The sequence below is a fragment of the Nitratireductor sp. J20-h4 genome, from assembly GCF_056780505.1.
Genome location: NZ_CM165557.1, coordinates 3392227 through 3416165, shown reverse-complemented (window position 1 = coordinate 3416165; position 23939 = coordinate 3392227). Strand labels below are relative to the sequence as shown.

General features: G+C 63.9%; 19 protein-coding genes and 1 pseudogene. 12 read left to right on the top strand and 8 right to left on the bottom strand.

Annotated elements, in window-relative coordinates; translation table 11 throughout:
- The first annotated feature begins 12 nt into the window (after window positions 1–12).
- Window positions 13–1710 (top strand): urocanate hydratase, encoded by a 1698-nt coding sequence (gene hutU / locus ACT2B0_RS16360; protein ID WP_473459273.1) that lies wholly within the window; start codon window positions 13–15, stop codon window positions 1708–1710.
- 1 nt (window position 1711) lies between these two features.
- Window positions 1712–2281, top strand: a complete 570-nt coding sequence (locus ACT2B0_RS16355; protein WP_348393611.1) for a HutD/Ves family protein — start codon at window positions 1712–1714, stop codon at window positions 2279–2281.
- A gap of 15 nt (window positions 2282–2296) precedes the next feature.
- Here the strand turns inward: ACT2B0_RS16355 and ACT2B0_RS16350 are convergent, their stop codons facing one another.
- Window positions 2297–2986: a UTRA domain-containing protein gene (locus ACT2B0_RS16350; RefSeq protein WP_473459271.1), complete on the bottom strand. Its 690-nt coding sequence runs from the start codon at window positions 2984–2986 to the stop codon at window positions 2297–2299.
- Between the two features lie 264 nt (window positions 2987–3250).
- Here ACT2B0_RS16350 and ACT2B0_RS16345 point away from each other — a divergent pair.
- A protein-coding gene (locus tag ACT2B0_RS16345; protein WP_473458804.1) for an IS3 family transposase occupies window positions 3251–4353 on the top strand; the annotation gives its coding sequence in 2 pieces (ribosomal slippage) (window positions 3251–3512 and window positions 3512–4353; 1104 coding nt in all).
- A 653-nt stretch (window positions 4354–5006) separates the two neighbouring features.
- Window positions 5007–5117 (top strand): annotated as a pseudogene (locus tag ACT2B0_RS16340) (IS630 family transposase); the annotation flags it as partial.
- Window positions 5118–5408: 291 nt separating this feature from the next.
- Here the strand turns inward: ACT2B0_RS16340 and ACT2B0_RS16335 are convergent.
- Window positions 5409–9707, bottom strand: a complete 4299-nt coding sequence (locus ACT2B0_RS16335; RefSeq protein ID WP_473459268.1) for a non-ribosomal peptide synthetase — start codon at window positions 9705–9707, stop codon at window positions 5409–5411.
- Between ACT2B0_RS16335 and ACT2B0_RS16330 the strand changes: the two genes are divergently transcribed.
- Both ACT2B0_RS16330 and ACT2B0_RS16325 read left to right on the top strand, forming a co-directional pair.
- A complete protein-coding gene (locus ACT2B0_RS16330; RefSeq protein ID WP_473459266.1) occupies window positions 9688–11232 on the top strand; it encodes a SidA/IucD/PvdA family monooxygenase in 1545 nt (514 codons plus the stop codon). The genes ACT2B0_RS16335 and ACT2B0_RS16330 overlap by 20 nt on opposite strands.
- Window positions 11233–11262: 30 nt before the next feature.
- A complete protein-coding gene (locus tag ACT2B0_RS16325) occupies window positions 11263–11505 on the top strand; it encodes an acyl carrier protein (protein ID WP_473459264.1) in 243 nt (80 codons plus the stop codon).
- 172 nt (window positions 11506–11677) lie between these two features.
- Here ACT2B0_RS16325 and ACT2B0_RS16320 read toward each other — a convergent pair whose 3' ends face one another.
- Window positions 11678–12517: a fumarylacetoacetate hydrolase family protein gene (locus ACT2B0_RS16320; protein WP_473459262.1), complete on the bottom strand. Its 840-nt coding sequence runs from the start codon at window positions 12515–12517 to the stop codon at window positions 11678–11680.
- Between the two features lie 12 nt (window positions 12518–12529).
- The gene (locus ACT2B0_RS16315; protein ID WP_473459260.1) at window positions 12530–13276 is read right to left on the bottom strand and encodes an SDR family NAD(P)-dependent oxidoreductase; all 747 of its coding nucleotides are present in this window, start codon (window positions 13274–13276) and stop codon (window positions 12530–12532) included.
- A 237-nt stretch (window positions 13277–13513) separates the two neighbouring features.
- On the opposite strand from ACT2B0_RS16315, the gene ACT2B0_RS16310 reads away from it, so the two are divergent.
- Window positions 13514–14497, top strand: a complete 984-nt coding sequence (locus ACT2B0_RS16310) for an aldo/keto reductase (RefSeq protein ID WP_473466045.1) — start codon at window positions 13514–13516, stop codon at window positions 14495–14497.
- 28 nt (window positions 14498–14525) lie between these two features.
- Here the strand turns inward: ACT2B0_RS16310 and ACT2B0_RS16305 are convergent, their stop codons facing one another.
- The 4 genes from ACT2B0_RS16305 to ACT2B0_RS16290 form a co-directional block, all read right to left on the bottom strand.
- Window positions 14526–15053 carry a flavin reductase gene (locus ACT2B0_RS16305; protein ID WP_473459258.1) on the bottom strand — a complete coding sequence of 176 codons (528 nt, stop codon included), beginning with the start codon at window positions 15051–15053 and terminating at the stop codon, window positions 14526–14528.
- Between the two features lie 106 nt (window positions 15054–15159).
- Window positions 15160–16671, bottom strand: coding sequence for a UxaA family hydrolase (locus ACT2B0_RS16300; RefSeq protein WP_348452525.1), 1512 nt, complete (start codon window positions 16669–16671; stop codon window positions 15160–15162).
- Between the two features lie 292 nt (window positions 16672–16963).
- Window positions 16964–17293 carry an L-rhamnose mutarotase gene (locus ACT2B0_RS16295; RefSeq protein ID WP_348452527.1) on the bottom strand — a complete coding sequence of 110 codons (330 nt, stop codon included), beginning with the start codon at window positions 17291–17293 and terminating at the stop codon, window positions 16964–16966.
- A gap of 7 nt (window positions 17294–17300) precedes the next feature.
- Window positions 17301–18005, bottom strand: coding sequence for a GntR family transcriptional regulator (locus tag ACT2B0_RS16290; protein WP_473459255.1), 705 nt, complete (start codon window positions 18003–18005; stop codon window positions 17301–17303).
- Between the two features lie 333 nt (window positions 18006–18338).
- Between ACT2B0_RS16290 and ACT2B0_RS16285 the strand changes: the two genes are divergently transcribed.
- From ACT2B0_RS16285 to ACT2B0_RS16265, 5 genes are all read left to right on the top strand, one after another.
- Window positions 18339–19838: a sugar ABC transporter ATP-binding protein gene (locus ACT2B0_RS16285; RefSeq protein ID WP_473459253.1), complete on the top strand. Its 1500-nt coding sequence runs from the start codon at window positions 18339–18341 to the stop codon at window positions 19836–19838.
- Window positions 19835–20833: an ABC transporter permease gene (locus ACT2B0_RS16280; protein WP_473459251.1), complete on the top strand. Its 999-nt coding sequence runs from the start codon at window positions 19835–19837 to the stop codon at window positions 20831–20833. The genes ACT2B0_RS16285 and ACT2B0_RS16280 overlap by 4 nt, the downstream gene beginning before the upstream one ends.
- A complete protein-coding gene (locus ACT2B0_RS16275) occupies window positions 20833–21828 on the top strand; it encodes an ABC transporter permease (RefSeq protein ID WP_473459249.1) in 996 nt (331 codons plus the stop codon). The genes ACT2B0_RS16280 and ACT2B0_RS16275 overlap by 1 nt, the downstream gene beginning before the upstream one ends.
- Window positions 21825–22760: a sugar ABC transporter substrate-binding protein gene (locus tag ACT2B0_RS16270; RefSeq protein WP_473459247.1), complete on the top strand. Its 936-nt coding sequence runs from the start codon at window positions 21825–21827 to the stop codon at window positions 22758–22760. The genes ACT2B0_RS16275 and ACT2B0_RS16270 overlap by 4 nt, the downstream gene beginning before the upstream one ends.
- A 108-nt stretch (window positions 22761–22868) precedes the next feature.
- Complete coding sequence (locus ACT2B0_RS16265) at window positions 22869–23912, top strand: MupA/Atu3671 family FMN-dependent luciferase-like monooxygenase (RefSeq protein WP_473459245.1); 1044 nt, start codon at window positions 22869–22871, stop codon at window positions 23910–23912.
- The last annotated feature ends 27 nt before the right edge of the window (window positions 23913–23939 follow it).

Sequence of the window (23939 nt, the reverse complement as noted above, 5' to 3'; positions counted from 1 at the left end):
GAGGACGATCCGATGACCAATCCCCGTCACAACCAGCGCGATGTTTTCCCGCCCACCGGCCCCGAACTGAACGCGAAGAGCTGGCTGACCGAAGCGCCGCTCCGGATGCTGATGAACAATCTGCATCCGGACGTGGCCGAGAATCCGCATGAACTGGTCGTCTATGGCGGCATCGGCCGCGCGGCCCGGACCTGGGACGATTTCGATGCCATTGTCGCATCGCTGAAGGATCTCGAAGCCGACGAAACGCTCATCGTTCAGTCGGGCAAGCCCATTGCCATCATTCGCACCCACGCGGATGCGCCCCGTGTTCTGATCGCCAATTCGAACCTAGTGCCCGAATGGGCCAACTGGAAGCATTTCAACGAGCTCGATAAGAAGGGCCTCATGATGTACGGCCAGATGACGGCTGGCTCGTGGATTTACATCGGCGCGCAGGGCATCGTTCAGGGCACCTACGAGACCTTTGCCGAGGCTGGCCGTCAGCATTATAACGGCGATCTCACCGGCAAGTGGATTCTCACCGGCGGTCTTGGCGGCATGGGCGGCGCACAGCCCCTCGCCGCAGTGATGGCAGGTGCCTGCTGTCTTGCCGTGGAATGCGATGAAACACGCGCCGATTTCCGGATTCGCACCGGCTATTGCGACGAGAAAACCGACAGTCTGGATGAGGCGCTAGCAATGATCGGCCGGTGGACCGAGGCTGGCGAGGCGAAATCCTTGGCGCTGATCGGCAATGCCGCAGAGGTTTTCCCCGAAATCCTTCGCCGGGTTCAGGCAGGCGAGGCGGTTCCCAACGGCCGTCCCGATATCGTCACCGACCAGACCTCGGCGCACGATCCCTATCACGGCTATCTGCCCAAGGGCTGGACCGTGGCCGAATGGCGCGCGCGTCAGGAGAGCGATCCCGAGGCGGTGAACAAGGCTGCACGTGCTTCGATGAAAGACCATGTGGAGGCGATGGTCGGCTTCTGGAACGCTGGAATTCCCACGCTGGATTATGGCAACAACATCCGCCAGATGGCTCAGGAAGAAGGCATGGAAAACGCCTTCGCGTTCCCGGGCTTCGTTCCTGCCTATATCCGTCCGCTGTTCTGCCGTGGCATAGGCCCGTTCCGCTGGGCGGCTCTCTCGGGCGACCCGGAGGACATCTACAAGACCGACCAGGCGATGAAGGAGCTCTTCCCCGAGAACGAGCATCTGCATCGCTGGCTCGACATGGCCCGCGATCGGATCGCGTTTCAGGGGCTGCCGGCGCGTATCTGCTGGATCGGGCTCGGCGATCGCCACCGCGCGGGGTTGAAGTTCAACGAAATGGTGGCAAACGGCGAACTCAAGGCCCCCGTCGTCATCGGGCGCGACCATCTCGATTCCGGCTCGGTCGCGTCGCCCAATCGGGAAACCGAGACGATGCGTGACGGCTCCGACGCCGTGTCCGACTGGCCGCTGCTCAACGCGCTGGTGAACACGGCATCGGGTGCGACCTGGGTGTCGCTGCACCATGGCGGTGGCGTCGGCATGGGCTTTTCGCAGCATGCGGGCGTGGTGATTTGCGCCGATGGCACACCGGAAGCCGCAAAACGACTTGAGCGCGTCTTGTGGAACGACCCCGCCTCCGGTGTCTGGCGGCACGCCGACGCCGGATACCCCGAAGCTCTGGAGTGCGCCCGCCAGCATGGGCTGCGCCTGCCGCGCATCCTGGGCACATGACATGAAAGGCGAGATCCATCGGGGGGCGGAACGGCGTTTTGCCCCCTGGAAGAATGGCGGTGGCGAAACCGCCGAAATCCTCTGCATGCCAGAGGGGGCGGGGTACGACGACTTCCGCTGGAGGATCAGCACTGCGCGGGTCGGACAGTCCGGCCCGTTCTCCCGATTTCCAGGGGTTCGGCGATCACTCACCGTAATCGAGGGTGGAGCGATGCGGCTCACCTTCGAGGATGCTCCGCCACTGACGGTGGATCCCACAACCGGCCCGGTGAGTTTTCCCGGAGACGTCGCCTGTCATGCAGAGTTGCTTGGCCCCGCGCTTCTTGATCTCAACGTCATGGTGCGTGCGCCCTTCGGTGTGCGGGTCATCGCTGCCGACCATGCAGCAGTTCCGCTACCCAGAGGAGTAGAGCGGTTCTTGTTCGCGCGGGTGGCGCTGCCCGACCTTGGACTTGAACGGCATGACCTGCAACGGATCGCTGTGGATGCCCCTGTGACACCTGTAGACGGAGCAATGGTCATTGACATAGTTCTTGAAAAAGAAGGCGTTGATCTTGCCGTGGCCGGATAGACCAGCCGGTTTGCGTCAACTCTGTTCACCGAACTCAGCAATCAATTGATGGGACTCACCCGGATACAGAAGCCGCACAAAAGTGATCCAGTTGTCGTTGATCTGGGTCTTGCGCAGGATCTCAAGACAGGCCGAGCCCGCTGACAATTGCAGCAGATGCGCATCCCGTCCGAATACGTTGATCGCACGGATCGAGTGGCGCACGCTTGACCAGGGCATGGAACTAAGCAGCCAGGCGCCTGGAACATTTTTCTCAAAGTCAACCGTGGCGGCGGCCGGCACGGCAGTCAAGTTGATCGCCCGGGTTTCCAGGCAAAAGGGCTCGTCATCCGCGGAATGCAAGCCTTTCAAACAAATCGCGGTATCGTCGAGCGTCGCACGCTTCACTCCCAGGACGCGCAGGTCGTTGGCGCAAAGGGGCCGGGTCTCTTCAGAACTGAGCTTCCAGGCATAGCGCCGCCCAAGCGCTGCGACCTCCTCAGCGATGTTGTTGATCTCCAGCACCGCAGACTGGGTGCGCGCCTGCGCGACAAAGGTGCCTATACGTTTGCGCCGAATGATGAAGCCGTTTGCCGCGAGCTCGGTCAGAACCTTGTTCATTGTCATCCGGGACACGCCATATTGCACAGCGAGTTCGGTTTCCTTGTCCAACTGATGGCCCGGCGGCCAGGCGCCATCAATGATCTTTGAACGGATGTCCTCCAAAATCCGAGTATGCAATGATTCGAAATTGGAAGCTGGCACAGCTCGCCTCTGAACGATCTTGATATTATCTATACATATCGACAGGCATTGCGGCATTCAATGCATAATGTTGGAAGAAGAACTGTAGCTCGGCTTTGTGTCGCGCCGCTGATATAGTTCCGAGCGTTATCGGCTGGCTTCTGTTGCTCTGATCCCCACAAACTGGATCGCTTTTGGTTAGATTTTTCCGCTTAGTTTTCCCTGGCTGGAATGGAGCGGAGAGCGATGAAGGCATCGAAGTTTTCGGACGCGCAGAAGGCGTTCATTCTGAAGCAGGGCGATGACGGCGTGCCCGTGGCAGAGATCTGCCGCAAGGCCGGGATCAGCCAGGCGACCTATTTCAACTGGAAGAAGAAGTATGCTGGACTGTTGCCAGATGAGATGCGCCGGCTGAAGGCCCTTGAGGACGAGAACGGTCGGCTGAAGAAGATCGTCGCTGACCTGACGCTTGATCGCGAGATGCTGCAGGACGTCATTCGCCGAAAGCTCTGAGGCCTGCCCGGAAGCGCAAGCTGGTCGACGGGATGCTGGTGGACTGGGGGATATCGATCAGACGGGCCTGCAAGGCACTGAAGTTCGAGACCTCCACCTACCACTACAAGTCCCGTCGCACCGGTCAGGCCGCGCTCGAACGAAGGATCAAGGAAATTTGCGAGACGCGGGTTCGCTACGGCTACCGGCGTGTCCACGTGCTGTTGCGTCGTGAGGGATGGACGATCAACATGAAGAAGACCCGTAGGATTTACAATGAGTTGGGACTACAGCTCAGGAACAAGCACCCCAAGCGACGGGTGAAGGCCAAGCTCAGGGAGGATCGCCAGGAGGCCATCGGACCGAACGATGTGTGGGCCATGGATTTTGTCCATGACCAGATCGCGACCGGCAAGAAGCTCCGTGTCCTGACCATTGTCGACACTCATTCCCGCTATTGCCCAGCGGTCGATCCGCGCTTCTCCTATCGCGGCGAGGATGTCGTCCAGACGCTCGAGCGAGTATGTGGCCGTATCGGCTATCCGAAGACGATCAGGGTCGATAATGGCAGCGAGTTCATCTCCCGGGACCTCGATCTGTGGGCCTATGCGAACGATGTCACCCTCGACTTCTCACGGCCGGGCAAGCCTACGGACAACGGCTTCATCGAAGCCTTTAACAGCAAGCTGCGGGCCGAGTGTTTGAACGCACACTGGTTCCTGAGTCTTGCGGATGCCCGCGAAAAGTTGGAGGATTGGCGTAGATACTACAATGAGGTTCGGCCTCACTCGGCGATCGGATACAACGTCCCGATCGCATTACAAAATCCCGGTGGCGAAGCCAGCCCGTCACCGTGAAGAAAGCCGGAAAACTCCAGCCACCGGCGCTCCAAAGTTCGGTCTCAGAGCACTGTGAGTAAGCCCCTGATCAATATGAGAAGTTGCGCGGCGTGCATCTCGTTGGGTCACCGGTCTCGTGGACCTAGTCGAACTGTTTCTTGGGGAGGTGGCCGGGCAATTGGGCGCGCGTTTCCTATGTGTCGAAGCGAGGGATGGCAAGGCGCTTCTCCTAAACAGTCGCTTGTAGCGAATGTTGGTATCGGTGGTTGTGTGCCCCCGCAACCAATCGGCACAACAAAAACCCCGCTAAACCAGTCGGTTGGCGGGGTTTTGTTTTGACTGAACCAGCGGCGTGCGCCCTGATCCGAGCCCCGATACCTCTGCTGTTTTCGGGAGAGTGGAGTTCCCCCTCCGCTCTGAGATCGAAGTTTGGGCCGCCGGAGTGTGGGGGGGGGGCGAGCTTCTTTTCACGGTGTCGGGCCGGCCGCGCCACCGGGATCCTTCCTGTAGGGCGGCCGGGACCTTGGAACCGATCGCGTTCTGAGGACGAACCAACTCAAAACCGACAGGCTCGACGGGGCGGTCGTTGAACCATGGACCCGCTCTGTTTGACGACCCCGAACGGTTCGGCTGCTACCGTCGCCAATTCCAGAGCATCGACGGTGTAGCTGTTCCTCGACCGGCGCGGCATCACGTTCAAAAAAACGGCGCACGCCGCTGGGCAGCGGCGTCCCGATGTCCTGCGCCGCCGCACAGCCTGGTTCGACGAACAGCCGATCTTCGGGGAAACCGTAACCACGGCTACCCGGCGCGAGGCATGATCCCGCCATGTGGCAGCCCAATGCATACCGCGCGGGTGCCAACCTCGGCGGAGCGCGTGTTGGTTGTCTTGCTCATCAGACACTATCCTATTCGGGAGTTGGAGCTCCCGACCATCCCGGCGCGGTTCAATTCGGTGCCGGATTCTGCTCCAGCGTCGCGCGACTTTCCCAGGCCCGTTCAGGACGGCGCCGCGCCCGGCATCGGCGCGCCATGCCGGACAGAGGGGCCGACCGGCTTTTCCTGGCAAGGAGTCAGGCCTGCTGCGAGGTGCGGAGCTGCGCGACGGGCCTGGACGATGCGGTTCTTGCGCCGGTCTCCGACTGCGCCCCTTCCGCCTCGGCCGTTGCCATGGCCCGGGTGATCGTCGACGCGATTTCGCCGATCAGCGGCGGCTGCATGATGGAATAGTGGTCCGCGTCCATCTCGATGATTTCGATTTCGGGTATGGTCGCCCGCCAGTCCTCCTGCATGCATCGCGCATCGGGCCGTTGCGTCGCGGCGAAAAGCAGAAGCCTTCCGCCAAAGGCGCGGGGTGTGTGTTTGCCGAGGGCCATGGAGCCGGCGCTGAAAACGCCATAGACTGCTTTCATCGCGACCGCGTTCGTCGGCACGCCATACCGTTCCATGCGCTCCGTCAGCCATGCGATACGCTCATCCGCGGAGAGTGGGGTCAATTCCTCTTTGGTGCATGCCAAAGGCAGCTTTGCCACGGCAGCTAGGTCGTTCACGAACCCCGCGAAGCGTTCGGCCGGATTTACCGCGGAGCCCGCGACCGGAGCATCGGGCGCCGCGCTGTCGATCATGGCCACCAGGCCCGGCGTCTCGTGCCCGGCCTCCAGCCGGCGCGCCATCTCCTGCACGACCAGCCCGCCCAGCGACCATCCAATGAGATGATAGGGGCCGTCCGGCTGGACGGCGCGGATCTCTTCCAGGTAGCGAACAGCCATATCCTTGATCGAATCCAACGGCGCCTGCGTCGCGCAGGTCAGCCCTGGCGCCCGCAATCCATAGACGGCGCGGCCGGGCCGCAGCGCCTGGGCGAGCCCGACATAACACATGACGTTGCCGCCGATCGGGTGGACGCAGAACAGGGCGGGGCCTTCGCGACCGTGCCGGATCGGTGTCAGGATCGCGTCGGCCTGCTCGTCACCGTCGCCGCGCAACAGATCGGCGATGCTGGCCACCGTGGGGTAGCTGACGAGCGTGGCGAAGGAAAACCGGCGTTTGAAGCGCTCTTCGAGCTTGGCCATCAGGCGCATGCCGGCGAAGGACGAACCGCCGAGCGCGAAGAAATCGTCTTCCCGTCCGACCCCGTCCGTACCGAGCGTGTCGCGCCAGAGCGCGGCGATTGCTTCCTCCAGCGCGTCTCTCGGCGGAGCCGGCGAACGCTTCGCGGCCTCGCGGACGCCGAAATCGGGCGCCGGCAGGGCCGAGCGGACGACCTTGCCGTTGTCGCTGAGCGGCAGCCTGTCGAGCGAGACGAAATAGGTAGGCACCATATAGGCCGGCAGGATCGCGCGAAGCCGCTCCCGCAACCCGGCCGGATCGAGAGGCGCGCCCGCCGCTTTCGGGACGACGTAACCGGCGAGGTGGCGCGTCCCGGCGCCGTCCGTGACGGCCACCACCACCGCGGCGGCGACCTCGGGTGCGGAGAGCAGCGCGGCCTCGACCTCGGCGCATTCCACGCGGTAGCCCTGGATCTTGACCTGGAAATCCTTGCGCCCCAGGAATTCGATCTCGCCATCGGCGAGATAGCGCCCCATGTCGCCGGTGCGATAAAGGCGCTCGCCGGTGGTCGGATGGCGAATGAAACTGGCCGCCGTCTTGGCCTGGTCGCCCAGATATCCCAGCGCGACCCCAGTTCCGCCAATATACAGATCGCCGGGCACCCATGGCGGGCACACGGCGAGATCGGCGTCCAGAACGTGGATGGATTGATGGTCCATCGCGTGGCCGTAGGGAATGGAACGCCATTCCGGATCGATGCGTCCGATCGGGTAGAGAACCGACCAGATCGACGCCTCGGTGGCTCCGCCAAGGCTCCAGATTTCCGCTCCCGGCGCCGCCGGACGGATCTGCTCGGGCAGGGTCAACGGGATCCAGTCCCCGCTCAACATGACCAGACGCAAGGACGGCATCACGGCGCCGCCGGCGCCTTCGACCGCCAGCTGCATCAGCGCCGGAACCGAGTTCCAGACCGTGACGTCGTGGCGCTGCACGAGGTCGCGCCAGTGCGAAGCCTCCTTGGCTCGCTCCGCGTCCGGAACGACGATCGTCGCACCGGCGGCGAGCGTTCCGAAAATGTCGTAGACGGAAAGGTCGAAGCTGAGCGACGAAAGGGCGAGTATCCTGTCGGCGGGCTGCAGCGAAAAGCGGCTGTTGAGATCGACGATCGTGTTCCATGCGCCGCGGTGATCGATCATGACGCCCTTGGGGACACCGGTGGAGCCGGAGGTGAAGATCACGTAGGCAAGGTCGGTCGCCATTGCCTCGGCGGGCGGGGGTGCGTCCTGGCCGTCGTCGCGCACCAGATCGACACAGACGCGCTGCAGGCCGGCCGGCCAGGCCAGCGCTCCCTCCAGAGGCGTCCGTGTCAGGACGAACCTTGCCTTGCTTTGCGAAAACAGCACGTTGCGGCGTTCGGCCGGCAGGTCCGGATCGACGGGAACATAGGCGGCGCCCGCATAGAGGACGCCGAGAACGGCGACGATCTGTTCCCAGCCCTTGGGCAGCGAGACCGCGACCAGGTCGCCGCGCGCAACGCCGCGCCGACGCAGCTCGCCGGCCGTCGCGACGGCCAGGCGACGCAATTGCGCATAGGTGAGGCGCCGATCGCCGGCGATCACCGCGACGTTTTCGGGACGGTCGGCCGCCTGACGCTCGAATGCCGCTTCCAGCCGCTCCGGCGCGGCGGAAGGGGCGGTGGCAGGCGTCGGCGGCGCCGGCTTGTATGGTTTGGGATCCCGTTCGTTCCAGAGCGCCTCGTCCCGAGCCAAACTCAAGAACAAGTCGCGATGCGCCCGGCACAGTTCCTCCACGAAACCGGCGGGGAAAATCTGTTCGACATAATCCCAGTTGAAGATCACGGACCCGTCATCGCCGAAATGCATCTGGTGGTCGAGATAGACCTGCGGAACCTGGAGGCGCGCGGTGTCGTGATCGATGCGCGCCGTTGGATTTCCGGTGGCCTCGGGGCCGGCGGGGCCCGTGACCGCGGTGAAGGTGACCGGCACGCTCATGCCCGGGCCGGTTCCCGCGCGCTGTTGCATCGCGCGGGAGATGTCGATGCCGCTGACCTCGATCCGCTCGGCATCCCGCCAGAACTGGCGCTGCAGGCCACGCACGCGCTCGACGAACGAGCGGTCCCGGGAAGCGTCGACCTCGAGCAGGATGGTGGTTCCGAAATTGCCGAATGTCTGGGCGGCGCGCGGCAGATGCTGGAAACGGCCGGAGTAGAGAACCGTGATCGCGAAATGGCCGCTGCCGGCGTAACGGGAGAGCACTTCCGTGTAGACGGCGCATGCCAGCAGGCTTGGAGGGATGCGCAACCGTGCGCAGATGTCGACGGTTTTCGCCCAGTGCTGCGCCGACATCGTCCGGCTGAGATGTCGGAACCGCGGGCGCCGGTCGAGGGAGAGCCTGCTGGTCAAGGGCAGGGACGGCGGGCCGGGGAAGTCGCCCAGGCGCGGCTGCCAGTAATCCCAGGCGGCCCGCCATCTCGGTCCCTGCCGGACCAGGCCTTGCGCCTCAACATAGTCTGCGAACGACATTTCGATCGGTGGCAGGGCGCTGGCCGGGTCGGCGCACAGGGCGAGCCATTCCCGCAGAAGAAGGTGGAAGCTCCAGCCGTCCATCATCCACAGCGCGAACCGCATATGCAGGCGCAATCCGGCCCGGTCCTGCGTCGCACGGATGTCGAATTGAGGCCAAAGGTCCGTGGGCAGCGCCCCGGCGTTGATTTCGGTCCGAAGCGTCTCGAGCCGTTCCCGCCGCCGCGTTGCTGGAAGGTCTCTCAGGTCGAGTAATTCGATCTCGTACGGTCCGACCTCGTCGAGAACCTGCTGCTCTCCCGACGGCAAGATCACCGCCCGCAGCATGTCATGGCGTCGAAGGAGCCGCTGAAGAGCGGGTGTCAGTTCGGTCTTGAACCCGCCCGGAACGTCCACTTCGACATAGTAGGTGGCAGGGGTGCTGAGGTCGAGCTCAGCACCCTGTCCGACCCAGTACGCCTGTTGAATGCCTTCCAGGAGATACGACGCTTTTTCACTCTTCGCGCGCTCCGCCGGCGCCGATGGCTCAACCATTCCATGCTCCTCCTGGTTCCGCATCGCTGACGCCGCGAGGGGAGCGTCAGACCTTGAAGGTTCTATTATATTAGTGTAACGCTGTCGAGAGAGGAAGGGTGGTTGGCTCGCCGGAAGCCCGCGGCAACTCACTCTTGGAAAGATCGATCGGTGCCGCTTTGCAAAGGTTGCAAAGCCTGGCTGGCGCGCGCCGGACCATGGATCGCCAAGGCAGAGAGGGTGCTCGATGCGGAAGGGCCTGGACATCCGCGAGCTTCGGACCGATCCGTGCGCGGACGGCATGCATTCGTTTGCCGAGGCGCTCGACAGAACCGCCCAGCGCGCGATCGAGCGTCACGGTGGATATCCCGACAACTGGATCCCCGAGCGGGCAAGTACCGACCACGACGTCGTCGTCGTCGGTGGCGGCCAGTCCGGCGTGGCGATCGCGTTCGCGTTGCGCCGCGCCGGGATAACGCGAACCGCCGTCATCGACGCGGCCGGCGAGGGCGGGGAGGGTATCTGGCTGGCCACGGCGCGCATGAACGCGCTGCGATCGCCCAAGCATCTCCCCGGGCCGGAGCTGGGTATACCGGAACTGAGCTTCCAGGCCTGGTACGAAGCGCGTCACGGCGAGGCGGCGTATGCCGAAATGCGGTCCATCTCACGGCTCGACTGGGCCGACTACCTGGTCTGGTACCGGAAGATGGTCGGAGTATCGGTGCGGTTCGGGACACGGCTGGAAAGTATCGAGCCGGCGCAACAGGGACTGAGGCTTCGACTGTCGGTTGACGGTCGCCCGAAGCAGGAGGTCTGCCGCAAGCTCGTTCTGGCGACCGGCTTCGCCGGTAGCGGAGGCGTCAATATGCCTGCCTTCATCGCGTGGTCCCTGCCCGCCGAACTTTATGCGCACGCGGAGGAACCCATCGATTTCGCCGCGCTGCGGGGGCGGCGCATCGCCATATTCGGCGCGGCCTCCTCGGCGTTCGACGCCGCAGCGGTTGCGCTTGAGCATGGCGCGGCTTCGGTGCATCTGTTCTGCCGCCATGACGACCTCGAACGCCTGTCGGTCATGCGGATGCTTTATTACCCGGGATCGGTAGAGCATTTCCGGCTTCTGCCCGATGCCGAGCGCTGGACAATCATGAGCGCGCTGTGCCGGCGCGCCCAGGGCCCGGTGCCCGATACGGTACGTCGCGCAACGCGCTTCGACACGTTTCACCTTCATCTCGGCGCGCGCGACCCGCTTCTCGAAACGGATGGCGTCACAATTTCCCTTCGACTTGGCGGGCGCGACACGGGTTTCGAATTCGATTTCGTCATCGCCGGAACCGGCTACAAGGTCGATCTCCGCGCGCGTCCCGAACTCAGAAACATCGTCGACCAGATCGCACTGTGGCGGGATCGCTACCGGCCGCCGGCTGGAGAAGAGCATGAAGATCTCGCGCGTCATCCCTATCTGTCTCCGAGCTTCGCCTTCACCGAGAAGCAGCCCGGGACCGCACCTTGTCTCAAGGACATCCACTTCTTCGGCGCCGGCGCCCTTCTCAGCAATGGCCGCAATCCCGCCGAAGTCAGCGGATTTCGCCACGGCATACCCCAACTGGTTTCGGCGATAGGCGGGGAGCTTTTCACCGCCGATGCCGCGCAGCATGTCGCGCGGGCTCTCGGCCCGTGCCAGCCGATACTCACCGGACAGGAATACCGCGACCGCGTCTGGACCGGGCGATGTTCACAGGCCGCGAAACCGGCAAAAAACGCCGTCGAAGATCGCTTGCCGGCAGGCGAATGAGCTTCGGCAGGACGCAATGGAGCGATGACGATGAACCAGACTACGCGCGTGGATCAAGCGGTTTTGCAGGAGCGCATCCTGGAGCAGGCCCGCGCGATCCTCAAGTGCGAGGATATCGGGCCGCAGACCTATTTTCTGGAGGTGGGCGGGGATTCGCTGGTCGCGCCGATCCTTGCCAACAAGATCGAGGCGGAATTCGGCGTGCGGCCTCAGCTCGAGGACATCTTCACCAGATCGTTCGGCGAGTTGGCCGAACTTCTCTGCGCCGCGTAAGGCCGATCTGCTTGTCACGGACGTGCAGATCGGCCCCACCTCGTTGTTTTAGCGCATGTCTAAACGGCGGACCGGCTTCCGCCTTGCCTGGAAAGGCTCTGGAGCCGGGCGCAGGCCATCGGCCGCCGGCCCGCCAGCATCGACGGGCTCGCGGGGCTGCCGATGTGGCGCGTCAGGCATGCGCGCGCACGCTCTGCCGCTGCGCGCCCAGGCCCTCGATCCCGAGTTCCACCACGTCGCCGGGTTTCAGATAGCGCGGCGGTTTCAAACCCTGCCCGACACCGGGCGGGGTGCCGGTGGACACGACGTCTCCCGGGTGCAGGGTCATGAACTGTGACAGGTAGCTCACGAGATGGGCAACGCCGTAGACCATGGTCGCCGACGATCCGTTCTGCATGGTCTCTCCGTTGACCGACAGCCACATGGCGAGTTGCTGCGGATCGGCAATCTCGTCGCGCGTGACCAGCCAGGGGCCGGTCGGACCGAAGCTGTCGCACGATTTGCCTTTGGTCCACTGACCGGACCGCTTGTTCTGGAAGTCGCGTTCTGAAACGTCATTGACGACGCAATAGCCGGCGACATGGTCCAGCGCCTCGTCCTGCGACACATGTTTTGCGGGCTTGCCGATGACGACGCCGAGTTCGACCTCCCAATCGGTCGCGCCGGATCCTCTTGGAATGACGATATCGTCGTTCGGTCCAGACATCGCCGACGTGGCTTTCATGAAGATCACCGGTTCGGGAGGAACCTCCAGACCCGCTTCCGCCGCATGGTCGGCGAAATTGAGCCCGATGCAGATGAACTTGCCGGTGCCGGCCACGCACGGGCCGAGCCTCTGCGGTTCCTCGAGCACCGGCAGGCCGGCAATGGCGACGTCCCGCATCCAGGCGAGATCGGCGAGCCACCGGCCGCCAATGTCGTCGACGACGCCGCCGAGGTCGCGGATATGCCCGTTATCGTCCAGCAGGCCGGGCCTTTCGGAGCCGGCGGGTCCGTAGCGAAGAAACTTCATTCTTTTGGCCTTTCAGTACGTCGTGCGTCCACCGGACAGGTCGAATGTCGCGGCGGTGGTGAAGCTGTTCTCCTTGGAGACGAGCCAGGCGACCATCGCGGCGGCTTCGTCGACTTCGAGAAGGCGGCCCCGCGGGATGCGCGAACGCATATAGTCGATGTGTTCGGGGGTGAGCTGTTCAAGGATCCGCGTCTGCGCCGTCGCAGGCGAGATGCAGTTGACCGCGATGTCGTATTCGGCGAGTTCCTTGCCGAGCGACTTCGTCATTCCGATCACCGCCGCTTTCGAGGCCGAATAGGCGGCGGCGTTGGGATTGCCTTCCTTGCCGGCGACCGACGCGATGTTGACGATGCGCCCGTAATTGCGCGCCTTCATGCCCGGAACCACGGCGCGGTTGACGTGGAAGGTGCCGTTGAGGTTGATGTCGATGACCGCCTTCCACATCGCGATCTCGTATGTATCGAGCGGCGCGGCCGCGCCGGCGATGCCGGCCGAATTGACAAGGATGGAGATCCCGCCCGCGGCGTCTTCCGTCCTGTCGCACGCCGTCTTGACCGAGTCCCAGTCGGCCACGTCCACAATCTGCGTCGACGTTGCATTGCCGAGCTCGTCGCGGGCTGCCTGAAGCTGCGCCTCGTCGATGTCCCACAAGGTAACCGTGGCGCCGGATGCGACGAAGCGCTTGGCCATCGCGAAGCCAAGCCCTTGAGCTCCGCCGGTGACGACGGCATGCTGGCCGTTGAGATCGATCTTGTTCATGTCGATGATTTACTCCGCTCGGTTCTGCCTGAAGATCGCACGATGCGCGAACGAGGCTTTGGGGTCGGTCGCGCCCCGCGCGCAGCCTGCAATGGCTTGATTTGATCTATTATATTAGTGTAACAGGACCGACAAGTGCCGCAGTGACAAAATGGCGCCATTCGCAGGAGAGGCAGAGTGAAAGCGAGCGAGACACGCAGCGTCGGACGGACGGGTTTGGATGTAACCGCGCTCGGCATGGGGTGCGCTTCGCTGGGCGGTCTCTATGCGCCGGTCGACGATCGGACCTGCCTGGCCACGCTGCAGGCGGCCTGGGATTGCGGACTCCGTTATTTCGACGCCGCTCCCATGTACGGGTTGGGCCGTGCCGAGCACATGCTGGGCCACTTCTTACGGGAGCGCGTTTCGATCTCGCAGCCGGTGGTCAGCACCAAGGTCGGCCGTCTCATGACGCGTGAGCGCCCGGGACGGAAGCTGCCGCAAGCCGCTGAGAAGAATCCGCTCGATGCGGGATGGCGGAACGGGCTGCCCTTCCATGAGGTGTTCGACTACTCCTACGACGCGATCATGCGCAGCTTCGACGACAGCCAGCAGCGCATGGGTCGGGAGCGGATCGACATGCTGTTCGTTCACGACATCGGCAGGCTGACCCACGCGGAACGCGCCGATGCCCACTGGACAGCGCTGACCAGGGGCGGCGGCTTTCGCGCGCTGAGCGATCTGCGCGAGGCCGGCATCATCAAGGGTTTCGGCCTCGGCGTGAACGAGGCGGATGTGGTGCTTGATGCCATGAACGAAGCCCGGCTCGATTGCACGCTGCTTGCCGGGCGTCATACGCTTCTGGAACAAAACGCCAATTCGCTGCTGGACAAGGCTCACGCCAACGGCATGTCGATCGTGATCGGCGGCGTGTTCAACTCCGGCATTCTGGCCGCCGGACGATCGGGCAACCGCAAGTTCAACTATCAGGACGCTCCCGAGGAGATCGCCAGGAAGGCGGACAGGCTGGCGGCGGCGTGCGAGGCGTTCGGCGTGCCGCTTGCCGCGGCCGCGATACAGTTCCCGTTCAGGCACAAGGCGGTGACCTCCGTCCTGATCGGCGCAAAGCACCCCGATCACGTATTGCAGAATGTCGAATGGTTCGAAATGTCGCTGCCGGACGCGCTTTGGGACGCGCTGCGGAGCGACGGGCTGATCGACGAGGGTGCGGCGCGGGCGTGAATACGGATGAAACGGTCCGCGCCCGGCGTCAGTCAACTGTGGCGCGGAGCTGTCTGCTGCGCTGCAGCCCCCTGTAGTCCCTTCTGAAATAGAGCAGCGGTTCTGTGCTGTCGCGGCAACGCAGACCTGCAACCCTGCCGATAAGGATGCGGTGGGTGGCGACGGTTTGGATTGCCACGATCCGGCAATCGAAAACGGCAATTGCTCCCGACAGGGCAGGCGCTCCGGTGGAGATCGTCTCCCATTCAGCCGCGGCAAACCTGTCCGCCTGCGTCAGGCCGGTCAGGCCGGCGAATGCCGCAGCGAGCGGCTGGTGCCCGGCCGCAAGCGTGTTGAGTGCGAAAACGCCGTTCTCGGCAAAGCAGTCGTTGGCCCGGTTGTCGCGGTTGAGGCACACGAGCACCGTAGGCGGGGTGTCGGACACCGAGCAGGCGGCAATGACGGTTACGCCGCGCCGGCCCGCGGCGCCGTTTGTGGTGATGACATGGACCGCGCCGGCGAAATTCGCCATCGCGTCCCGGTAGGAGCGCGGCTCGATCTGGCCAGTCTTCAGCAATGTTGTCCCCGGCGCGGCTCTCGAAACATCATCGGACTCTCCGGTCCCCCGAAGGGCCCGCGCTGGATCGGCTTGACCGGCCGCATGGGCGGGCGCCGTGCGCGATCTACATCGTGGCACCGAGGCTCCACGGCACAAATTCGTTGTCGCCATAACCGAGCGACTCCGACTTGGTCGAGCCGCCCGACGCGACACGAAGGATTTCGGCAAAGATCTCCTCGCCTTTCCGGGCAAGCGGGGTGCCGTCCAGAATGTCTCCGCAGTTGATGTCCATGTCCTCGCGCATCTTCTCGAAAATGACGGAGTTGGAGGCGAGCTTGATCGAGGGCGTGGGCTTGCAGCCGAAGGCCGAGCCCCGCCCGGTGGTGAAACACAGAACATTCGCGCCGCCGGCGACCTGGCCCGTTGCCGAAACGGGGTCGTAGCCGGGCGTATCCATGAAGACGAGGCCGCGCTCGCGGATCGGCTCGGCATATTCCAAAACGGCGCGGAGATTGGTCGTGCCGCCCTTGGCCAACGCGCCGAGCGATTTCTCCAAAATGGTGGTCAAACCGCCAAGCTTGTTTCCGGGCGACGGGTTGTTGTTCATCTCCATGTCGTGCTTGGCGGTATAGGCCTCCCACCAGCGAATGCGCTCGATGAGCTTTTCGCCTACTTCCCGGGTCTCCGATCGCGAGGTAAGCAGATGTTCGGCGCCGTAGATTTCCGGCGTTTCGGACAGGACGGCGGTGCCGCCTTGGGCGACCAGAAGGTCCACCGCCGCGCCGAGGGCGGGATTGGCGCTGATGCCGGAATAGCCGTCCGATCCGCCGCACTGGAGAGCCAGGACAAGTTCGGAGGCGGGTTGCGTCGTGCGTTCGGCGGCGTTCACGATCGGCAGCATCTCGACGATCGCCTTGACGCCGGCTTCGACGGTCTTGCGGGTGCCGCCGGATTCCTGAATGGTCATGGCGCGAAACGTCGCGCTTTCCTCGATGCCGTAGGATTTCATCCAGCGCGGAATCTGAAACGCCTCGCAGCCGAGGCCGACCATCAGCACGCCGCCGACATTCGGATTGGTGGCGAAACCCCATTGCGTGCGCTTCAAGACATCGTAGGCCGGACCCTTGACGTCGATGCCGCAGCCGGTGCCGTGCACCAGCGAGATGACGCCGTCGACATTCGGATAGTCGGCGAGGACGCCGGAGCGGTTGACCTCGTCGGCGATGAAACGGGCAACACTGGCCGAACAGTTCACCGATGTCAGCGTTGCGATGTAGTTTCGGGTGCCGACCTTGCCATCCGGCCTCTTGAAGCCCTGAAACGTCGCCCTGTCGGATTTTGAAACCATGTCGGTGGGGCGCGAATTGGCGCCGAACGCATGGTCGCGCTCGAAGTCGCGCAGATAGACATTGTGCTCGTGCACCCAGTCGCCCGCTGCGATCGGCTGTCGGGCAAAGCCGATGATCTGACCGTATTTCACGATGGCCTCGTCGGCCGCGATATCGCGCAGGGCCATCTTGTGGCCGCGCGGTATGCGTGTCGCAACGACCACGTCCCCCGCTTTCTCGCCGACGCTCAGCGGGTTTACCGCCAGCAGGATGTTGTCGGCTTCGAACAGTTTAATAAAGCGCGTCATCAAATGAACTCGGATTGGGGCCGTTTCGACTTTCCGCCGAAAGGATGATTAGAATACTAATATAATAGTACGTTGCGGGTCAAGCGCTATCCGGCGGCACGAACCTGCTCAACCGATCGACATGCGCAGGCGTGCGACGTTTTTGCGGCGGTCGCAGGGAACCATGAAGGAGGGCGAAAAGAGCGCCCCGCCGCGAAGCCGCTCTCCCGGACCCGTCGCGGTCACGGGGCATGTGGCTCCGGCTGCCGGCCTGGCTGAACGGCGCTGTCGGGGTGATCCCGACGGACCGGATTCAATCGAGATGGAAGACCTCTTCCATGGCGGCCCACCATTCGCCCTTGGCGCGTGTCGGCAGGGGGGTCTGCATGGGATCGCACAATTCCCACCATTTACGCATTGCCGGCGATTCGCCCATCTGGGCCGCGTCTTTCGCGAAATCGGCGCCGTGGTACTCCCAGTAGGCGAAGAGCAGGTTCTCGGGCTGCCGCAGGAATATGGAATAGTTCCTGATATTGGCCCGGCTGATGACGTCGAGGACCTCGGGCCAGACATCGGCGTGGAGCCGCCTATAGTCCTCGATGGCCTCGGCCTTCAGGGAAATGCAAAGCCCCATCCTCTTCATGCCGCGCCTACTTTGCCTCGTTTGTCGAAGACGCGACCTTGGCGCCCAGCTCTCCGGCGACTTCGATAGCGTTGTGGAGCGACGTCTCGAGATGATGTTCCATCGCCAGCGCGGCACCCTCGGCGTCCTGGCGTTTCAAGGCGTCGAGGATCGCTTCATGCTGCTTGATCGTCTGTTCGCCATAACCCGGCTTGGGGATCGCTAGGTAACGGCCACGATCCATCTGCGCTTTCGAAATGTCGACGGCTTTCCAAATCATCGGAAACCCGCTGGTTTCGGCAATCGTGCGGTGGAACACGTCGTCGAGTTGTATGGCTCTGGCGTATTTTCCACGCGAAATCGCGAGACGATGTGCGGCGATATTGTCCTCGAGCGCCTCGGCCGACGACGCGGTGAATTTCGGCGCGGCCCGCCTGGCGCTTTCCATTTCCAGCGCGCGGCGGATCACATAGGCTTCCTCGAGGTCGGCCCGGCTTATGGGCGCGACATAGGTGCCGGTCTGCGCCAGCACTTTGATGAGACCTTCGTCGCTGATGCGCTTGACCGCCTCGCGCACCGGGGTGCGGGAGATGCCGAGCGCTTCGGCGATGGCCACCTCGTTGATCGGATCGCCGGGCTTCAGCCGTCCGACCGCGATCATGTTGCGAATCTTCTGATAGATCTGATCCCGAAGCGGGAGGGCCCGGTTCAGGGTAGTCGGGTCGAAGTCCATGAAACCATCCACGTTGCCGTTCGTCGGCAATGATCACCCTTATACTAGCATGTCAAACGTTTAGGAAAGCCGGGCTGCGTCCTGTCGACCGCGCCCCGAACGTCCTGACGTCAGATTCAACTTGTCACGACTGTTATATTAGTGCAATAGAGGCGGCGCCGGGGAAGCGATGCGTTGCGCATCGGCCTTTTTCGGCCGTGGGGAGGCTTCTCAACACAGCGACGGACATCCAGGAAGAAGCAGCCGCTTGAAAGAACTGTTATACTAACATAACATACACGCGGTCGTTGTGGAGGCAGCGACCGGTTCTGCCAGGGAGGAACCAAGCCGGACATGACAGACGCTCATTGCGCCTTGGACATGAAGGGGATCACCAAGACGTTTCCAGGCGTGAAGGCGCTGTCCAACGTCAACTTCTCCGTAAAGTTCGGCAGTGTCCATGCCGTCGTGGGAGAAAATGGCGCCGGCAAGTCTACTCTGATGAAGGTTTTGAACGGCTCCTATCCGCCCACGAGCGGTACGATCAGGGTCGGCGGTACGGAGGTGCGCATGCGCCGCCCCGCCGACGCGCAGGCGCTCGGCGTGCGGATGGTGCATCAGGAAATCAACCTGGTTCCGGATCTAAGCGTAGCGGAAAACGTCTATCTCGGCCGCATGCCGGGAAAGTGGACGTTGCTGCGCCGGCGCGAGATGATCGCCAGGGCGACCGCCGTTTTAGAGGAGCTGGGCGCGGCGATAAACCCGCGCGAACGGCTGGGCAATTTGTCGATCAGCCAGCAGCAGCTGGTCGAAATCGCCAAGGCCTATGCCGCCGATCCCCGCATCATCGTGCTCGACGAGCCCACGTCCAGCCTCAGCGAACACGAGACCGCCGCGCTTTTTTCGATCCTGCGCAAGATGCGCGACGACGGGATCGCCATCGTCTATATCAGCCACCGGCTCAAGGAGGTTCTGCAGATCGCCGACGAGGTGACCGTGCTGCGCGACGGCAGCATGATCGAAACCCGGCCGATCGAGGGCATAACCGCCGCCGAAATGATCAGCCTGATGGTCGGGCGGGAAGTGAGCAATGTCTTCCCGAAGAGTCCCGCGGCCATCGGCGCCCCGGTGCTCAGTGTGGAGAACATCAGCGACGGCGCGCATTTCCGCGATGTGAGCTTCGACGTGCGGGCCGGCGAAATCCTCGGCCTGACCGGGCTGGTCGGCGCGGGACGCACCGAAGTCGCGCGCGCCATCTTCGGCCTGTCCCAACTGACCGGCGGCACGGTCCGGCTCGGCGGGCGCGAGCCGGCCATCAGATCGCCGTCCGACGCGGTCAGAGCCGGCATCGCCTATGTGCCGGAGGACCGCAAGGGCGACGGCATCGTTCCGGCGATGTGCGTGCGCGAGAACATCAGCCTGCCGATCCTGCGGCAGCTCAGCAAGCTGGGTTGCATCAGCCGTGGCGCCGACCGCGCGCTCGCCGGCCAGTACGTATCCCAGTTCGCGATTTCGCCGCCGGACGGCGAGCGCCGGATCAATCTCTTGTCGGGCGGCAACCAGCAGAAGGCGGTGATCGCCAAATGGTTGGCCGCCAAGCCGTCGGTGCTCATTCTGGATGAGCCGACGAGGGGCGTCGACGTCGGCGCGAAGGCGGAAATCCACAACATTATCGGCCAGTTGGTCGCCGAGGGCATGGCCGTTCTCATGATCTCGTCGGAACTGCCGGAGGTTCTCGGCGTCTGCGACCGGGTGGTGGTGATGCGGGACGGTCACGCCTCCGCGCCGCTCGATCGCAAGGCGCTCAGCGAGGAGCGGATCATGGCATTGGCGACGGGCGAGGAGGTCGCATGACCGACGGGGTTGTAGACATCGCACGCATGAAGTCCGGCGACCGCTTCACACGCGGCAGCAAGTTTGTGGACGCGCTGTCCAAGGCGGGGTTGCTGATCGCTATCCTCGCGGTGGTGCTGTACGGCTCGATCGCCAACGCCGCCTTCTTCTCCACCGGGAATTTCCTCAACGTGCTGACCTCGATGTCGATCGTCGGCATCGTGGTCGTCGGCATGACGTTCGTGCTCGTCGTCGGCGGGCTCGCCGACCTCTCGGTTCCGGCGACCATCGCCTGCGGCGCCATCCTTTCCCTCGGTCTTCAGCCAATGATCGGACCGGTTCCGTCATTCGTGGTCGCGGTTGCGTTGGCCGGTGCGATCGGGCTCTTGAACGGCGTCCTGGTGGGCTATTTCGGCGTCAATCCCATTATCGCCACGCTGGGGGTGGGAACGATCGGCCTGGGCATCGTCCAAGCCGCGGTCGGCGGGGTGATCGTCTACGGTACCAACCCGGCCTCCGCCGAACTGGTCAAGGGCAGGCTCTTCGGCATCCCCGTCGTCGCGCTCATCTTCGCGGCCATCGCCGTCGTCGGCCATATCCTCCTGTCACGTTCCTTCTGGGGCCGGTGGACCTTGGCCACGGGCGGAAATTACAGCGCCGCCGAAGCGAGCGCGGTACCGGTTCGCGCGGTCAAGGCGGGCGCGTTCGTCATCACAGGCCTGGCGGCCGGCGTCAGCGGCGGCCTGCTCGGGCTGACATTGCAAAGCGCCCGTCCGCTGGTCGGTACCGGCTACGAGTTCAGCGCCATCACCGCGGTCGTGGTCGGCGGGGTCTCGATCATCGGCGGCTTCGGTTCGGTTCCCCGCGCCATCGCCGGCCTGGTCTTCGTGCAGCTCTTGACCAATGTGATGGTGCTGGAGGGGGTTCGCACGCCGGTGCAGGGTTTCGTGCTCGGGACGCTGATCGTCTGCGCCGTCGGCATGGATGCCGCGCTGCGCAAGCGGGGAGGCGCGTGATGCGGTACGTCTCGCTCGCCCTGCAGTACAGGGTCGGAATTATTCTCGGCCTCACTTTGATCGTTTCGGCGATGCTCGTGCCCGGCTATGTGAGCGCCACGACGCTCAGCCTCGGGCTCGACCGTGCCGCCACGATCGGCCTGATCGCCATCGGCCTCACGGTCCTGCTGATCGCCGGCCAGATCGACCTTTCGGCCGGTTCGGTGTTCGCACTGGCAGGCATTGTGTCGATCATGCTGCAGCCGCAGCTCGGCATCCTGCCGGCCGCCGCGGCGGGCGTCGTCGTGGGCATGGTGGCGGGTGCGATCAACGGCGCCCTGGTGGTCGGCCTGAAGGTGCATTCGCTCGTTCTCACGCTGGCCACGATGCTGATCTTCCGCTCCATCGCGCACTGGATCACCGACAGCCAGCCGGTGACGGGAACCGATATCATGTTCTCGCTCGCCCTGGCCCAGATCTACCTGGACATTTTCACGGTTCGCAGCGCGCTGTTCGTGGCCTTCATCCTGCTGCTTCATTTCTGGCTGACGCGCACGATACCGGGGCGTAACGTCTTCGCCGTCGGGTCGAATGCGGTGGCGGCGGAGGAAAGCGGCATCGCGTCCGGGCGCATCCTTTTCTTCGGCTTCGTCTTTGCCGGCACGCTGGCAGGCCTCGCCGGGGTGCTGCAAAGCCTGGTGACCAACACCGGCTCGCCCGTGTTCGGCTCCACTCTGATCGTGACCGTGATCGCGGCCGTCGTCGTCGGCGGGACCCGGATCGAGGGCGGCAAGGGATCCGCCCTCGGCACGCTGGGCGGTGTGCTCACCATCGGCGCGCTAACGGTGGCGATGGAGTTCCAGTCGGTGCCCGCCTACGTCCAGCAGGTCGTCTCGGGGTTCATCCTGATCCTGCTCGTCGTGCTCGACCGCACCGTCAATACCAGGCGGAAGGCCACGGCCAGCCGTCCTTCGCTCGTTCAAGGCAATCCAATCAAACAGGGAGGAAGCGCATGATTGGGAAGAGGAATTTGTTGTACGTGGCCGCTGTGGCCATGCTGGCATCGACCGGCTTGGCGCGGGCCAAGACGGTTTGTTACGTAAACGCGGCCGACTCGCATGCCTATGCGACGCCGGCCAACGAGGCGCTTCAGGAGCGCGCCAAGGAATTGCAGATCGAGATCCTGAGCCTCAGCCAGGACTTCGACGTCCAGAAGGGCACCGAACAGATCAACACATGCGTGGCGCGCGGCGTTGACGGGATCATCCTGTGGCCTCTCGATCCACAGGCTTACATCCCCGGGCTGGCGCGCGCCCAGCAAGCCGAAATCCCGGCCATTCTCATCAACTCGCCGATGGGCGAGGAGGCGAAACCGTTCGTGACATCCTTCACCGGACCGGACGTCTATGAGGAGGGCGAAATGGCCGCGGACGCGCTCAACGAGGCGCTTGGCGGCGAGGGTTCCTTGGTCATCATCGCCGGGCAGGCGGGCAACGGCACCACGATCGGCCGCGTCGGCGGCTTCGAGGACCGGCTCAAGGAAATCGGTTCGGGTATCAAGGTGCTCGACACGGTCAATGCCGACTTCGACCAGCAGAAGGCGCTGGTCGTGAGCCGCGACCTCATCACCCGTTTCGGCGACGAGCTCGACGGCGTCTACGCCAATGACGACACCATGGCGCGCGGTTTCATCGATGCCTGGAAGGAAGCCAATCCGTCCAAGCCGACCCCGCCGATCGTCGGCATCAACGGCCAGAAGGATGCCTTCGAGTCCATCCGCACCGGCGAGATGCACGCGACGATCGTCCAGTCGCCGGTCGAGGACGGCCGGCTGGCGATCGAGACGATGGCGCGCATCCTCGATGGCGAGGAGGTCAAGGACCGACTGCCGATTCCGCTGACCGTCGTGACCAAGGAGAACGTGGAGTCGGTCGAGCCGGCGTTCTGACGTTCAAACGGCCGGCCCGGACCGTCCGGGCCGGCCGCGTCGGCGGTAGCGCGCGATGCCAAAGACGCTTGCCGCGCCAGCGGGCGGCGAAGCAATCGGAGAGCGACCATGAAGTTCAGCCTCATGTGCTTCTCGAATTCCTATCCCGAGGAAGCCGGCGGCGCTTACGCCGTCATCTCGGAAATCGCCCGCTACGGCGACCGGCACGGTTTCGAGGCGGTGTGGATGCCGGAGCGCCATTTTCATACACTTGGCGGCATCTATCCCAATCCGGCCGTCGTCGCGGCCTATCTGGCGGCGGTGACGGAAAATATCCGCCTGCGGGCCGGCAGCGTGGTGGTGCCGCTGCATCATCCAGCCGAGATCGTGGAATCCTGGTCTGTGGTCGATCACCTCTCCGACGGGCGTGTCGACCTCGCGCTGGCGAGCGGCTGGAACGTCAACGATTTCGTGCTCTCGCCATCCTCCTACGCGGATCTGCGCAACATCTGGCTCGAGCGTATCGACGAGATCCGCAGGCTCTGGCGAGGTCATCGGGTCGCCTATCCGAACGGGGACCAGGTGCCGACGGAGATCGTTACCTATCCCCGACCCGTTCAGCCCGAGCCGAATCTCTGGCTGACGGCGTCCAAGCAGCCGGAAAGCTTCCGCAAGGCGGGTGAACTGGGGATGAACGTCCTCACCATGCTGGCGGGGATTTCGCTCGAGCAGCTCGCGGACAAGGTTCGGCTCTATCGGCAGGGCCGCGAGGAAGCCGGCCACGATCCCGCCGCCGGCACGGTGACGCTGATGCTGCACACGTTCGTCCACGACAACATCGACGTCGTGCATGGCGCGGTGCGTGGGCCTTTCCTGCAATACATCAAGACCAGCCTGTCGAGTCATCTCCAGGGCAAGGCCGTCGATGTCGGCCGGCAACTTTCTCCGGCGGAGATCGACGACATGGCCGAATATTCGTTCGAACGCTACTTCAACACGGCAGCACTTTTCGGGACGGTCGGCGACACGCGGAAATTCGCCCTCTCGGCTGCCGCGGCGGGGGTGGACGAGATCGCGTGCCTGCTCGACTACGGTCCGTCTCTCGCCGACATCCGCGCGAATCTCCCCTACCTGGCCGAGCTCAAGAGAAGCTTCGAGCCGGTCGACGCGTAGGCTTGCGCGCGACATGCAGGCGGCTGC